Source organism: Paenibacillus caseinilyticus, assembly GCF_027533645.1.
Taxonomy (GTDB): Bacteria; Bacillota; Bacilli; order Paenibacillales; family NBRC-103111; genus Paenibacillus_G; species Paenibacillus_G caseinilyticus.
Genome location: NZ_JAQAGY010000014.1, coordinates 74,044 through 87,626 on the forward strand (window position 1 = coordinate 74,044; position 13,583 = coordinate 87,626).

General features: G+C 59.0%; 13 protein-coding genes and 1 pseudogene. 11 read left to right on the forward strand and 3 right to left on the reverse strand.

Going from position 1 to position 13,583, the window contains the following annotated elements; all coding sequences use genetic code 11:
* Positions 1-98: 98 nt before the first annotated feature.
* Both O9H32_RS20135 and O9H32_RS20140 read left to right on the forward strand, forming a co-directional pair.
* Positions 99-3,224 (forward strand): glycoside hydrolase family 2 TIM barrel-domain containing protein, encoded by a 3,126-nt coding sequence (locus tag O9H32_RS20135; RefSeq protein WP_269867927.1) that lies wholly within the window; start codon positions 99-101, stop codon positions 3,222-3,224.
* Between the two features lie 66 nt (positions 3,225-3,290).
* Entirely contained in the window at positions 3,291-3,968 is a 678-nt protein-coding gene (locus O9H32_RS20140; RefSeq protein ID WP_269867928.1) for an SOS response-associated peptidase, read from the forward strand.
* A gap of 296 nt (positions 3,969-4,264) precedes the next feature.
* Here O9H32_RS20140 and modB read toward each other — a convergent pair whose 3' ends face one another.
* Together modB and modA are read right to left on the reverse strand one after the other, a co-directional pair.
* Positions 4,265-4,933, reverse strand: a complete 669-nt coding sequence (gene modB / locus O9H32_RS20145) for a molybdate ABC transporter permease subunit (protein WP_269867929.1) — start codon at positions 4,931-4,933, stop codon at positions 4,265-4,267.
* A gap of 2 nt (positions 4,934-4,935) precedes the next feature.
* Positions 4,936-5,772, reverse strand: coding sequence for a molybdate ABC transporter substrate-binding protein (gene modA / locus O9H32_RS20150; RefSeq protein ID WP_269867930.1), 837 nt, complete (start codon positions 5,770-5,772; stop codon positions 4,936-4,938).
* Between the two features lie 210 nt (positions 5,773-5,982).
* On the opposite strand from modA, the gene O9H32_RS20155 reads away from it, so the two are divergent.
* The 9 genes and pseudogenes from O9H32_RS20155 (at position 5,983) to O9H32_RS20195 (ending at position 12,058) form a co-directional block, all read left to right on the forward strand.
* Positions 5,983-6,939, forward strand: coding sequence for a helix-turn-helix transcriptional regulator (locus tag O9H32_RS20155; RefSeq protein WP_269867931.1), 957 nt, complete (start codon positions 5,983-5,985; stop codon positions 6,937-6,939).
* 189 nt (positions 6,940-7,128) lie between these two features.
* Positions 7,129-7,317, forward strand: coding sequence for a hypothetical protein (locus tag O9H32_RS20160; protein WP_269867932.1), 189 nt, complete (start codon positions 7,129-7,131; stop codon positions 7,315-7,317).
* 57 nt (positions 7,318-7,374) lie between these two features.
* Positions 7,375-7,911: a DUF4937 domain-containing protein gene (locus O9H32_RS20165; RefSeq protein WP_269867933.1), complete on the forward strand. Its 537-nt coding sequence runs from the start codon at positions 7,375-7,377 to the stop codon at positions 7,909-7,911.
* Between the two features lie 52 nt (positions 7,912-7,963).
* Positions 7,964-8,254, forward strand: a complete 291-nt coding sequence (locus tag O9H32_RS20170) for a MazG nucleotide pyrophosphohydrolase domain-containing protein (RefSeq protein WP_269867934.1) — start codon at positions 7,964-7,966, stop codon at positions 8,252-8,254.
* Positions 8,244-8,903, forward strand: coding sequence for a hypothetical protein (locus tag O9H32_RS20175; RefSeq protein ID WP_269867935.1), 660 nt, complete (start codon positions 8,244-8,246; stop codon positions 8,901-8,903). The genes O9H32_RS20170 and O9H32_RS20175 overlap by 11 nt, the downstream gene beginning before the upstream one ends.
* Positions 8,904-9,017: 114 nt before the next feature.
* Complete coding sequence (locus O9H32_RS20180) at positions 9,018-9,275, forward strand: hypothetical protein (RefSeq protein ID WP_269867936.1); 258 nt, start codon at positions 9,018-9,020, stop codon at positions 9,273-9,275.
* 137 nt (positions 9,276-9,412) lie between these two features.
* Positions 9,413-9,871, forward strand: coding sequence for an SRPBCC family protein (locus tag O9H32_RS20185; protein WP_269867937.1), 459 nt, complete (start codon positions 9,413-9,415; stop codon positions 9,869-9,871).
* 61 nt (positions 9,872-9,932) lie between these two features.
* The gene (locus O9H32_RS20190) at positions 9,933-10,406 is read left to right on the forward strand and encodes a hypothetical protein (protein ID WP_269867938.1); all 474 of its coding nucleotides are present in this window, start codon (positions 9,933-9,935) and stop codon (positions 10,404-10,406) included.
* A gap of 189 nt (positions 10,407-10,595) precedes the next feature.
* A pseudogene (locus tag O9H32_RS20195) lies at positions 10,596-12,058 on the forward strand (amidase family protein).
* A gap of 218 nt (positions 12,059-12,276) precedes the next feature.
* Here O9H32_RS20195 and O9H32_RS20200 read toward each other — a convergent pair.
* Positions 12,277-13,218, reverse strand: a complete 942-nt coding sequence (locus O9H32_RS20200) for an aldo/keto reductase family protein (RefSeq protein ID WP_269867939.1) — start codon at positions 13,216-13,218, stop codon at positions 12,277-12,279.
* Between the last annotated feature and the right edge of the window lie 365 nt (positions 13,219-13,583).

Below are 13,583 nucleotides of genomic sequence, written 5' to 3' on the forward strand. Positions count from 1 at the left end.
TTCTCATTTTCTTCCGCGTCAGGATCTTATACAATAGGGTCTATCAAGGAATCTGTCCCAGAGCAGGTTCCTCACGTCAATTCTGCGAGGTGCCCGACATGTTAAAAAAATTGGATTATACCCCTCCTGCGAACGGTTATCCGGAGTGGAACAACAATCCTGACGTATATGAAATTAACCGGATGAAAGCGCATGCGATATTGATGCCCTATGATACGGTGGAAGAAGCGCTGGCCGGGAAGCGGACGGAAGCGAGACGGTACCGCTCGCTGAACGGCGAGTGGAAGTTCAGCTTCGCGGAGAATCCGGAGAAGCGGGTTGCGGATTTTTACCGCACGGACTATGATGTCTCCTCGTGGGATACGATCCCGGTGCCGTCCCACTGGCAGCTGCAAGGCTACGATTATCCGCAGTACACGAACATCCGCTACCCGTGGGAGAAGACGGAAGAGCTCAAGGCGCCGTTCGCGCCGACGAAGTACAATCCGGTCGGTTCGTACGTGCGCACCTTCGACATTCCGGAGGAATGGAAAGACGAGCCGGTGTACATATCGTTCCAGGGCGTCGAGTCGGCCTTCTATGTGTGGGTGAACGGGGACCTCGTCGGTTACAGCGAGGATACGTTCACGCCGGCCGAGTTCGACCTGACGCCGTACCTCGTGCCGGGCGAGAACCGGCTCGCGGTCGAGGTGTACCGCTGGTGCGACGCGAGCTGGCTGGAGGACCAGGATTTTTGGCGGATGAGCGGAATCTTCCGCGACGTGTATCTGTATTCGACGCCGGCGGCGCATCTCTACGATTTCTTCGCCGTCCCGCAGCTCAGCGAAGATTACACGTCCGCCCGCCTCTCGATCGAGGCGACGCTCGTCAACTACGCTTCGGCTTACCAAGGGCAGGCCGTTGTGGAAGCGCAGCTGTATGATGCGGCGCAGCAGCCCGTATGGGGCGAGCCGCTGCGGGTGGAAGAGCGGCTGGACGGTGCTGCCGAGAAGGGGCTGCACCTCACAGGCGAAGTGCAGGCCCCGCTCCTGTGGAGCGCGGAGCAGCCGAATCTGTACACGCTGGTCCTGAGCCTCCGCGGAGATAATGGAGGGCTGCTCGAGACGGTGTCGTGCCGGGTAGGCTTCCGCCGCTTCGCGCTGGAGGATGGTCTGATGAAGATCAACGGGCAGCGGATCGTCTTCAAGGGCGTGAACCGCCATGAATTCTCCTGCGACCGGGGGCGCGCCGTAACGGCAGAGGACATGCTGCAGGATATCCTGCTCATGAAGCGCCACAACATCAACGCGGTGCGGACCTCGCACTATCCGAATCATCCGCTGTGGTACGACCTGTGCGACGAGTACGGCTTGTATGTCATCGACGAGACGAACCTCGAGACCCACGGATCGTGGGAATACGGGCAGACGACTGAAGGGGATACCGTCCCGGGCAGCAAACCGGAGTGGACGGGGGCGGTGCTCGACCGGGCGAATTCGATGCTGCAGCGCGACAAGAACCACCCGGCGGTCATCATCTGGTCGCTCGGGAACGAATCGTTCGGCGGAGATAACTTCATCAAGATGCACGACTTCCTCAAAGCAGCGGATCCTTCTCGGCTTGTACACTACGAAGGCGTCTTCCACTGGCGGGCTTCCGAAGCGGCTTCCGATATGGAGAGCCACATGTACACGCGCCCGGACCGGGTCGAAGAGTACGCGCTGCAGTGGCCGAAGAAGCCGTTCATCCTGTGCGAATACAGCCACGCGATGGGCAATTCCTGCGGCAACCTGAAGAAGTACACGGACCTTACCGACAAGTATCCCGTGCTGCAGGGCGGGTTCATCTGGGACTGGATCGACCAGTCGATCCGGACGAAGACTGAGGACGGCACGGAGTATTTCGCCTACGGCGGGGACTTCGGCGAGCCGCTGCACGACGGCAACTTCTGCGGCAATGGCCTGATCTTCGCGGACCGTACCGTTTCGCCGAAGATCCATGAGGTGAAAGCCTGCTACCAGAATGTCCGCTTCGAAGCGGCGGATCTGCAGGAGGGCCGCGTCACCGTGCATAACGGCTTCCTGTTCACGGATCTGGACGAATACCGCTGCGTGTATCAGGTGCTGCGCAGTGGCACTCCGGTGCAGGAGGGCGAGATTGCACTCCAGCTCGCGCCGCTCGAGACCGGAGAGATCGCGGTGCCAGTCGAGCTGCCGAAGGAGGCGCCCCGTACCGAGGAGTATCTGCTGAACATCGCACTGGTGCTGAAGGAGTCCGCCTCTTGGGCTGAAGCGGGTCACGAAGTGGCCTTCGGGCAGTTCCGGCTGCCTGTGGCGGCGGCTGCCGAAGGAGCAGCGAAGCCTGCTGCAGGCACACCGGCTCCGCTGGCGCTCGATGAGACCGGCGAGGAGATCGCCGTGTCCGGCGGGAGCTTCCGGCTTGCCTTCGACAAGCGTACCGGGAGCTTGTTCTCCTACCGCTTCCAGGGGACGGAGCTGCTGAGCGGAGGGCTCGCGCCGAACTTCTGGCGCGCCTACACCGACAACGACAAAGGCAACAAGCTTCACGAACGCAGCGCGGTGTGGCGTACGGCGGGTGCCGAGCGCACGCTGACGGGGCTCCATGCGGAGCTGCGCGGAAGTGTGGCGCACATCCGGGCGGCGTACCTCCTGCCGACAGGCGGAGAGGGCTCTGCCTGCATGGTCACCTACACCGTGAGACCGGATGGCGAGGTCGAGGTAGGGCTCGAGCTGTCGCCGGGAGCCGATCTGCCGGAAATTCCGGAGATCGGGACGATGCTCGTCATGGACGGCAGCTTCGGCGAGCTGGCCTGGTATGGCCGCGGCCCGCACGAGAACTACTGGGACCGCAGCGCCGGAGCGCGCCTCGGCCTGTACCGTGGGCGGGTGGCGGACCAGTTCGTGCCTTACCTGCGCCCGCAGGAGTGCGGCAACAAGACGGGCGTCCGCTATGCGACCGTCACGAATGAGGCGGGCATCGGCCTGCGCATTGCCGGCATACCGGAACTGGAGCTGAACGCGCTGCCTTACACGCCGGCCGAGCTCGAAGAGAACGACCACGTCTACAAGCTGCCGGAGAGCAGCCGGACCGTGCTGCGTATCAACTACAAGCAGATGGGCGTAGGCGGCGACGACAGCTGGGGCTCTAAGACACACCCGGAATATACGCTGTTCGCCAACCGTACGTACGCGTACCGTTTCACCCTGCAGGGGACGGAACTGTAAATGTTCTCCGCATAAAATCTTCGCACATGAAGATACTGGAACTAAAAAGATCGAGGTGCTTACTTCATGTGCGAACGATTCAGTCTTTCCTCCCCGCTGCAGGAGGTGTCGGAGCGGTTCGGGATCCGGCAGGTCCGCTCTGCTTATACGCCGCGCTTTCATATTGCGCCGACCGAGCAGGTCTCCGTGATTATCCCCCACAAGGGCGAACGGATGCTGGAAGAATACCGCTGGGGCCTGGTCCCGTTCTGGGGCAAGGATGCGGTGAACGCCGACAGCTCCGCTGTCCATGAGAAGCCTGCGTACCGCAAGCTGTTCGCGCGGCAGCGCTGCATCATCCCTTCCAACGGCTTCTATGTATGGAAGACAGTGAAGAAGAAGCGCAAACCGCTGCGTGTGATGCTGAAGGAAGGCGGACTGTTCGGGATGGCGGGGTTGTATGAGGTATGGAAGGATACCCGCGGCAAGGAATACCGGACCTGCACCGTCATGATGACCCGCGCCAACCGCCTTGTGTTCGAGTACGACGAGCGGATGCCAGTGATCCTCGATGATGCCGCGATGGATGAATGGCTGGATCCGGCCCGCGACGGGCAGACAGACTTCCTGCAGAGCCTGCTCCAGCCCTATGCGCCGGAGCGGATGCGGGCATATACCGTATCCCCGCATGTCGGCGGGCGGGAGCAACTGGAGGCGGAGGATATCGAGCCGGTTCCGGGACGTATGGCTTGGCTGAAGCGATAAGGCAAGAGAAGGAGAACGCAGACCCATGGAGGGCTGCGTTCTTTTTGTGGTCTGATCGTGAGGAGGAAGCGAAGGCGGCGTCTGCGGCTGCAGGGGGAGACGGTGCAGGAGATCGCGCGGGGGAGGGCATGTGACGGATAGGGGGATGCTGTCTATTACACCTGGGCGCCGGTTTTGAAGGACGAACGTTCCTGTATCCCTCCCCCCAACGGTGTTCAACACAATGCGTAGGCCGTACCCCGGGCGAGTACAGGCGCAGGTTCACTGTCCGGGGGCCGGCTTCGTCCGCCTAACGTTCAATTCACCTTGCGGCCCGCGATGAGCAGCAGGCCGAAGGAGATCGCGATGATGGCTCCGGCCCAGTACCATGCCAAGGTCAGGTCGCCGGATTCCACCGCAATATAGATGGCGGTAGGCAGCGTCTGGGTATGCCGCGGGATGTTGCCTGCGATCATCAGGGTCGCGCCGAACTCCCCCAAGCCCCGGGCAAATCCCAGAATATAAGCGGAGAGGACGGAGCGGCGGGCCAGCGGCAAGGTGATGTACCAGAGCACCTGCCATTCACTTGCGCCCGAAGACCTCGCGGCTTCTTCGAAGTCCGGGTTGACGGACCCGAAGCCGGTCTTCATCGTTTGGTACACCAAGGGGAATGCCACCACTGCTGAAGCGATCACGGCAGCCCCCCAAGTGAACAGGATGGACTGGTGAAACCAGGTTTCCATCAAGGAACCGATCCAGCTTTTCTTGCCAAGCAGCACGAGCAGGATGAAACCCACGACGGTTGGAGGAAGCACAAGAGGCAGGAGAAAGGCGGTTTCGACCCCTATTTTTCCTGCAAAATTGCGCCTTGACATCCCCCAGGCTGCCCAGCCGCCGAGCCAGAGTACGATCCCGCTCGATACGACCGCTACTTTCAGTGACAGGGCAATGGGCGAAACGAAGTCAGCCCAGTTCATAGCAGCCATCCTTACTCCGGAACCTTGAATCCGTATTTGATGAACACATCGTATGCTTCCTTGCTCTGAAGATACGTATAGAAGTCGTTCGCCTCACTGCTGTGCTTGGTGGCTTTAACGATGCCTGCGGGGTATTCGATCGGCGTGTAAGAGGCGGGATCGACGCTGAAAGCGACTTTGACCCGCGTGGATGCGAGCGCATCGGTCCGGTACACAAAACCGGCCTCGGCATTCCCGGATTCCACATAGGTCAGCACTTGCCGCACATCTTTGCCCTGCAAGATCTTCGGCTGCAGCGTGTCCCATGCCTTCGCCTTCACCAGCGCCTCCTTGGCATAGCCCCCGGCCGGGACGGTCTGCGGCTCGCCTACGGCCAGATGCTTGACCGCATCTGCGTTCAAATCCTCCATGGTGTGGACGTCGGACCCGCCGTCTGCCGGCACGACGACAACGAGCTCGCCACGCAATAGGCTCGTGTGCTGTGAGTCGTCGATATACTGCTTGTCGACCAGTGCCTTCATATTCTTGGCTGACGCCGAGAGGAACAGGTCAGCCGGCGCCCCTTGCTCGATCTGCTGCTGCAGCGCCCCCGACGCGCCGAAGTTGAAGATCAGCCGGATTCCGCTGTGCTTCGATTCGTAGTTCTTCTGAATCTCCCGGAGGGGGACGGTCAAGCTGGCCGCTGCGGAGACTGTGAGTTCTACGTCAGCCGCCGGGGCAGAGGCCCGTGCGGCCTGTGAAGGTGTGGTGCCGGACCCAGCCGGTTCCCGGGGGGAGGCACACCCGGTGAATACGAGCGCTGAGACCGTGAGACTGAATAGGACCTTGCTGTATCTGCCGGATAACATCAAAGAGACTCCTTCCGTACTATGCATCTATGTATTTTTCTATCTAAACTATGCATGCATCTATCTATCTTGTTATGATTAGTATGGTTTGGTTATAGGCAATTATATATAACGCTCCATATTCTGTAAAGATACAGCATTGAAATCCGTCTTTCCTCCGCTTATGATAGAGGAGAATGCACTAGGGGTGAGCCCCTATGGAGGAAAGCAATGACCATTGACATATCGTATACGACCGAAGAAATTGCGAAGCTGCTCAAAATCTCCAAGCTGACGGTGTATGATTTAATCAAAAAGGGGGAGCTCCCCGCCTATCGGGTCGGCAAACAAATGCGTGTCGATGCTTCGGACCTGGAAGCTTACAAAGTCCGCTCCAAAGGCACTCTGACTCCCGCGCCTCCCAGGGAACCGTCCGAAACCGCTGCGGTACGACCGGCGTCAGCGGTGTCCTCAGTCAAGGACTCGTTAGTCATCACGGGCCAAGATATCTCTCTGGACATTCTGGCCAAGCATATGGAGCGTGGTGTGGCGGGCTACCGGCCGCTTCGAGCCTATGTAGGCAGTATGGACAGCCTGATTGCCATGTACCGGGGGGAAGCGGACATCGTCAGTACGCATCTGCTCGACGGGGATACCGGCGAGTACAACCTGCCGCATATCCGCAGGCTGCTGACGGGCTTCGCCTATGTCGTAGTCAGCCTCGTCTCGCGCTCGGCCGGCCTGTATATCAGGCAGGGGAATCCCCGGCACATCCGCGGCTGGACGGACCTCGGGCAGCCCGGACTGCGGATGATCAACCGCGAGAAAGGCTCCGGCGCCCGCGTGCTTCTCGATGAGCAGCTGCGGCTCCATGGCATATCCGCCCAGCGGTTGGACGGGTATGGGCAGGAAGAGTCGAACCACATGGGCGTTGCCGGCAAAGTGGCTACGGGGGAAGCTGATGTCGGAGTCGGAACCGAAAAGGCGGCCTATATGGTCGGCGGTGTCGATTTTATCCCGCTTGTGCAGGAGAGAGTGGACCTTGTGATGTTGAAGAAACCGGAGAACCTGCCCTGGATCGCGCAGGTGAAGGAAATCCTTCAATCCGAGGCGTTCCGAAGTGAGCTGAGTCCGATCCGGGGTTACGACCTGTCGCAAACCGGGCGCGTGTTGTTCGAGACGCCTTAGCGGTCCTTGTGGTCAGCTTTGCCGTCGAGTATAAGGGTAAAGTAGAAATGTAAGAGTAAAGTAGAAATGTAAGAGAGAAAAGGGCAGCTCGGCTGTCCTTTTTTGTGCCGAATGCGCCTTGAATATTTAACACAAATAACCAATTCTGGTATGATAGAAAGAGTGAGCAGATCGGAGGGGGATATGGATATGTTCTTTTCGAATATCGGGTACGTTTTGTTTGCGGTCTTGTTAGCCGGCGCCTCTGTCTTTACCGGGGAGGTCGTTACCTTCATTATGCTGGGCTTCATTTTCATGAGTTTGGTGACGATCACGACTTATCTGAGAAAAATCTACGAGGAGCTCCAAAAAATAAATAGTGCCGATAAGAATTCATAGGATGTAAGCAAAAGTAGAAACCCATTCTTATCGTATAACGGTGCTGGGGGAGAAAGTATGCTGATCAAAGCGATACGCTGTGAAGTGCCGCAGCACTGGAGAGAGCCCTTCGATAAGGCACAGCGGGCATGGCACCCCTTGAGGGAATTGAACGGGTTCATGTACCAGTGCGGCGGCTGGGTGGAGGAGGATCCGGAGCGGGCATACCTTTTCGGGCTCTGGAGAGACACGAAAGCGCATCAGGATTTTATGAGGAGTGCCCATGACCGGATCTACCAGGGCACCGGCCAGCAAGGAACATACGCAGGTATTCATATTGACTTTGGAGAAACCGAAGAGGAGGTATCCCGGCAGCTCCCGGAGAAACAGCGTATCGTACTGCTCCGAAGAGGCCCGGCGGCGGAACGGCGGAGTAACCCGCGCATCTTGTGGGAGGCTTGGGGTGACACGTTGATCCTCACATGGCCTGCGTCAGGGAAAGAAGAACTGCGGCCGGATGCGGGGGACGAACAGGCTGCGATCCGCTTGAACCCTCCGTGGACGGTTAGGGGCAGCGGCCATGGGGAACGGTTCGGCGGGAAGCATCGGGTGTAGTTATAGTAGAGCGGAGGAAGCCGTTTTGCAAGAAGTCTTGACCTTAAAGGGATTGCAGGAGTACATTCGGCGAACGGACCATCAGCCGCATCTTAAGACGGCGTATTACTTGAAGCTGATCGAAGAAACCGGAGAGTTGGCTGAGGCCATCCGGAAGGACAAGCGAGAAGCGGATACGGGCACCATCAAAGGCACGATCGAAGAGGAGCTTTACGATGTTCTCTACTATATTGCCGCACTTGCTAATGTGTATGAGATTGATCTCGAGACCTGCTTCCGGCACAAAGAGCAAATCAATAAAGCGAAGTGGAACAAGGAAGCAGGGGGCGGGTATGAACGGTAACAAGCAGGCTCTGGCAGTTCCGGCTGATGAATGGGAATCAATCCAAGTCGAAGTGACCTCCGCTAATTTTTGGTGGGGAATCTATGGACTGACTCCCCTTTGGGAGTGGGAAGATATTCGCATCTATAGGAAGCGGGACGACGAACGTGAACAGATAGCCTATTTTTGTATTTGCTGTAAATCGTATCTGAGAGCGGGGATAGAGGAGCTGGCCCAAGATTCATCCGAGGAGGAATACGTACAGGAGATCGAAGCTTTTCTGGATGACGATGCGATCCGGTATCATTACTATTACAGCAGGGCGGACGATGTGGACAGGGAAGAGCTTCCCTATGCTAATCTACCGCTTAATCTCTCCGGTAGGAAGCCGAGATCCATTGAACTGTGGCATCCTGCGGAAGGTGTGGATGAGCAGGTGATAAAGCAGGCGGCAGCTGAATTCTGCGGCAGGTTCCTGGGGATCGAGGCGGCGCCTGTGGAACTTATGGCAACACTGGCGTGGGAAGATGCCTTAGCATGCTATACCGAATGCGCCCGATTCAGCGGGGAAATCGTGTTCGAGGAATCCGTGGTCGAATCCATGGCTGCCCGGATGGCTAGGCCTGAGGAAGAAGTGCGGCAGATGCTGGAGCGGAGCATCGGCTTCTAACCGTACGATGCAGCAGCCGAGTATAAGCAGCAGGAGGAATGAAGGATAGCGATCAGCAAAAAAGGGTCGAGGACCCTCATCGTTGCCGGAGAAACATACCGGTGGATTGTTTCTGTGAACAGCGGTCAGATGATGGTGATCATAGAACATGGCAGCGGCCAGGGGCAGCGGATCGAAGTGCATGCAGGCCCCGCAGGTGCAGGCCCACGGGGGAGCGGCACCCTCGGTACCGTATCGGACGAGGCGCGAATCATTACGCCCAAAGATGTGGAATCCTGCATCCGGCAGGCGATCCCGCTCGGCTGGAACCCGCAGGGGAAAGGGAAACCGCTGTCCTTCGCCTTACGGGGGGATCTGCTGACGCTAAGGTAAGAGGCAAGCCTTTAGGCATTTCCGATATAGGGTCCGATGATATCCCATTGGGTGCACTTAAAAGGTAACTCTATTAATAGTTAATCTTATTAAATATATAGGATATGAATAAACTTGGGGGGCCAAGGAGCATCAGGATGATCACTACTTCTACTGAAACGGTTTTCAACGCAGGGGTGGAGGCTTGCTTTGACGCGGCAAGGAATATCGAGATTCATACCCAGACTGTATGGAAGCATACCAGGGAACGGGCGGTAGCTGGGAGAACGACGGGTATGATCGGAGCGGGAGAGACGGTGACGTTCGAGGCCGTGCACTTTGGGATCAGACAGCGTCTGACCTCCCGGGTGGTCGAGTTCGTCAGGCCTGTCCGTTTCGTGGACGAAATGATCAGCGGCGCATTCCGCAGCATGCGGCACGAACACGAGTTCATACCGCTTGGCGCCGGCGGGACGATAATGCGGGATACGCTGATCTTCGCAGCGCCGTTCGGGCCGGCAGGCTGGATAGCCGAGCGCCTGGTTCTTCAGGGGTACATGACCCGGTTCCTGGAATACCGGAACCGGCAGCTTAAGCTGCGGCTGGAGGCGCAATAGGGCACGGGTTCTGTCCTGTATCTGGACTTATGGATCGCCGGCTCCAAGGAGGAGATTCCCTATGAATACGAACGGGCACAGCACCAGGCTTCTAATGAAAGATCCTTCCCGCCTGAAGCTCATCTTCTCGATGGGCGCCCTCGTTCTGATTCTGGCAAGAGATCTGCCGGAAGATATGGCAAAGGGGCAGTGGGGATTTGGGATCGTGAAGACGGCCTTCTTGCTAATGGCCGGCGGCATAATCCTGTATTCGATCATCCGTCTGCTGAAGCGGCCGGAGGATCTCGTCATCGAGGGAGACCGGCTGCTTCTGCGCGGCAAGGTACTGGGGGCAGGGGAGATCGGAGAGGTGAGGATCCAAGGCTCGTATCGGCCCGAGATCGGAATTGTGCCCTGGGGACGCAGGATCGTCCCCATCGCCTGCTGTTTCCGGTTCGCGGAGCCGCAGAAGGATGAAGCGATGCAGTCGTTCCTCCAGTGGGCACAGCAACACAGAGTGAACATAGCCAACCGGCGCTTCAGGCGGTGGATCTAGCCGGTGAATCTACAGGAAGGAACAATCCGGGGAAGATTCCTTGCCGGAAGGAAGGCGCCGGCGGTCAAGCGGGGTAATAACGGGTATCGTTGGCGTACGGGAGCCAGCGTTACCTGGGCGGCATCCGTATGTACAGGGGGCTGCCAGGCACTGCCAGTTCAAATGTACTCAACGAAGGAGGGCTGCCGAATGAGCCGCACGGCCGATTGGCTGCAAGATCTTACGATAGCGGAGCTTCAGCAGCGGATGGAAGCGGGAGAGCTCACTTCGGCCGAGTTGACGGAGGGCTACCTTCAGCGTATCGCTGCCTGCGACAAAGCCGGACCCAAGCTGAATGCGGTCCTTGAGGTGAATGCCGAAGCGATGTTCATCGCGGAAGGACTGGATGCCGAGCGGCGGGCGAAGGGAGCCAGAGGGCCGCTTCACGGCATCCCCGTGCTCTTGAAGGATAACATCGATACGGGAGACGGGCTCCATACGAGCGCCGGATCGATAGCGCTGGCCGGCCATTATGCGGCGAAGGATGCCTTCCTCGTGGCCCGGCTGCGGGAGGCGGGGGCCGTCATCCTGGGCAAAACGAACATGACCGAGTGGGCGAACTTCATGACAAGAGGGATGCCGGGCGGCTACAGCTCCCGCGGTGGCCAAGTGCTGAACCCCTACGGCTGCGGGCGGCTGAATGCCGGAGGTTCCTCGAGCGGGTCAGGGGCGGCGGTGGCTGCCTCCCTGGCCGCAGCAGCCGTCGGCACGGAGACCTCGGGCTCGATTCTGAGCCCGGCGGTATGCTGCTCCGTAGTCGGCATCAAGCCGACGGTGGGCCTGATCTCCCGCAGCGGGGTGATTCCGCTCGCGCTGAGCCAGGACACGCCGGGGCCGCTGGCCCGCACGGTGGAGGATGCGGCGGTGCTGCTCGGGGCGATGACGGGTGCGGATGCGGATGATCCCGCTACGGCTTCGGGGCTCGGCCGGACTTGCAGGGATTACACGCCCTATCTGGACGAGAAAGGTCTGCTGGGGGCGAGAATCGGAGTGCCCCGGAAGATGTTCCATGACCTGCTGTCTCCCGAAGAGCTGGAGCTCTTCGAAGATCATCTGGAAGCGATGCGCCGTGCAGGTGCCATACTAGTCGATCCGGCGGAGATTCCATCCGCCGCCGAGCTGGCGCAGTACCAGTCGGCCGTATTCCGTTATGAATTCAAGGCGGGGATCAACCGCTATCTGAGCCGCTTGGCTCCCCACCTGCCTGTCCACTCCTTGAGCGAGCTTCTCGTCTTCAACACGGTGAATCATGAGAAAGCGCTCAAATACGGCCAAGTGAACCTGCTGCTCGCCGAGGAGACGACGGTACGCTGACCGAGCCGCATTATATCGAAGACCGGCTGACGGATCTCCGACTGTCCCGCAGGGAAGGCTTGGATGCCGTGCTCGGAGAGCATGGGCTTCATGCGCTGGTGTTTCCCGGCACCACCGGGGCCAGCATGGCGGCCAAAGCGGGATACCCGTCCATAGCCGTACCCGGCGGCTATGTCTCCGGCGGCCGGCCGGTCGGCGTCACCTTTACCGGCGGCGCTTACACGGAGCCTCAGCTGATCCGCATAGCCTATGCTTTCGAGCAGCTGACGGGCGTGCGCCGGCCGCCGGTGTGGGGTTGATCCCGCTTCTCCTGGCAGCAAGGCAGGGGGAGGCCCGCTGCTTATAGCGCTGCTATGAGCGCGTGAAGAAATCGCACGAAGAGCCTGAAGGCGCACGCACGCCTCAGGCTCTTGGTCGTTTATGTGTTCGTTCGTGCGCGGGAGCAACGCTGAAGCCGCCTCCCGGCTGCCTCACCTGCCCTGCCTTCAGCAGGCCAGCTCAGCCCCAAGCGCGAATGCTACGCTTCAAGGATCGCGTCGATGCGCTGCAGCACTTCCGGCGGCAGTGTGATACCGGATGCGGCGGCATTCTCGCTTACCTGCTCGGGCCGGCTGGCGCCGACAAGAGCGCTGGCGACATTGGGCTGCCGCAGCACCCAGGCGAGTGCCAGCTGGGAGACCTTGATGCCGAGTTCGTCCGCTACGCTGGAGAGCTGCTCCACTTGAGCGAGCTGGGCGTCGTTGATCCGCTCCTCGCCCCAATTCTTGCTTGCGGCCCGGCTGTCCTGGGGCACCGCTTCGCCCCGGCGGTACTTGCCGGTGAGCAGGCCTTGGGCCAGCGGCGAGAAGACGACCTGGGAGATGCCCTTGGCTTCGCCGGCCGGGATGACTTCTTTTTCGATATAGCGTTTGAACAGATTGTAGATCGGCTGGTTGACGATGATCCGGTCCAGCAGGAGGCGGTCCGCCAGCCCTTGGGCTTCGACCATCTGGGCAGCCGTCCATTCGCTGACGCCTACGTACAGGACTTTGCCTTGGGTCACGAGATCGTCGAGCGCCCGGAGCGTTTCTTCGAGCGGGGTCTCGGGATCGTAACGGTGACAGTAGTACACATCGACGTAATCGGTCCCCAGCCTCTTCAAGGAAGCGTGGCACTGCTCGGTTATGTGTTTGCGGGAGAGTCCGCGGTCGTTGGGCCCGTCGCCCATGTTGCCGAATACTTTGGTGGCCAGCACGTACGATTCGCGGGGATAGCTTGCGAGCACGCGGCCGACCAGCTTCTCCGCTTCGCCCCGCTCGTATACGTTCGCGGTGTCGAAGAAATTGATCCCGAGGTCATAAGCCTGTTCGATGGAGCGGACGGCCCGCTCGTTCTCCACGTAACCTCCATAGGTCATCCAGCTGCCGAGACTGATCTCGCTGACTTTGAGTCCGCTGTTTCCTAGTTTGCGATATTGCATGGTGGGAATGCCTCCTCCGGGTGGCGATAAGCCGAATATTCAACAATGTAACCTCTTTCATTGTATACCGAACCCGGGTGCTGCCGTAAGGAGTGACCTGGGAGTGACTTACTTACGTACGGGTAAGTGTCGGTCCGTAACGCGGTTAGAAGGCTTGTTTCACCCGGGGAGGGACGGGGTAAGTGGTTTGGATGCTGACTTCTAATTCGAACTTCTAATTTGAGCTTCTAAGCGGGCCTTTTTTTGATGAGGAGAAGGTTAGAAAGCGTCACTACAAAATGTTCATAAAGGAAAACTAATAAGATTACATAACTATTATTATGTAAATAACTTGACGGTGATAACAGGGAGCGTCCAATCCGGAT

Coding starts and splice junctions, on each gene's coding strand:
- modA (WP_269867930.1), bottom strand. CDS start 5,772: ATGTTATCCGGCAGATACAGCAAGGTCCTATTCAGTCTCACGGTCTCA.
- O9H32_RS20135 (WP_269867927.1), top strand. CDS start 99: ATGTTAAAAAAATTGGATTATACCCCTCCTGCGAACGGTTATCCGGAG.
- O9H32_RS20185 (WP_269867937.1), top strand. CDS start 9,413: ATGATCACTACTTCTACTGAAACGGTTTTCAACGCAGGGGTGGAGGCT.
- O9H32_RS20175 (WP_269867935.1), top strand. CDS start 8,244: ATGAACGGTAACAAGCAGGCTCTGGCAGTTCCGGCTGATGAATGGGAA.
- O9H32_RS20200 (WP_269867939.1), bottom strand. CDS start 13,218: ATGCAATATCGCAAACTAGGAAACAGCGGACTCAAAGTCAGCGAGATC.
- O9H32_RS20160 (WP_269867932.1), top strand. CDS start 7,129: ATGTTCTTTTCGAATATCGGGTACGTTTTGTTTGCGGTCTTGTTAGCC.
- O9H32_RS20155 (WP_269867931.1), top strand. CDS start 5,983: ATGACCATTGACATATCGTATACGACCGAAGAAATTGCGAAGCTGCTC.
- O9H32_RS20190 (WP_269867938.1), top strand. CDS start 9,933: ATGAATACGAACGGGCACAGCACCAGGCTTCTAATGAAAGATCCTTCC.
- O9H32_RS20165 (WP_269867933.1), top strand. CDS start 7,375: ATGCTGATCAAAGCGATACGCTGTGAAGTGCCGCAGCACTGGAGAGAG.
- O9H32_RS20140 (WP_269867928.1), top strand. CDS start 3,291: ATGTGCGAACGATTCAGTCTTTCCTCCCCGCTGCAGGAGGTGTCGGAG.
- modB (WP_269867929.1), bottom strand. CDS start 4,933: ATGGCTGCTATGAACTGGGCTGACTTCGTTTCGCCCATTGCCCTGTCA.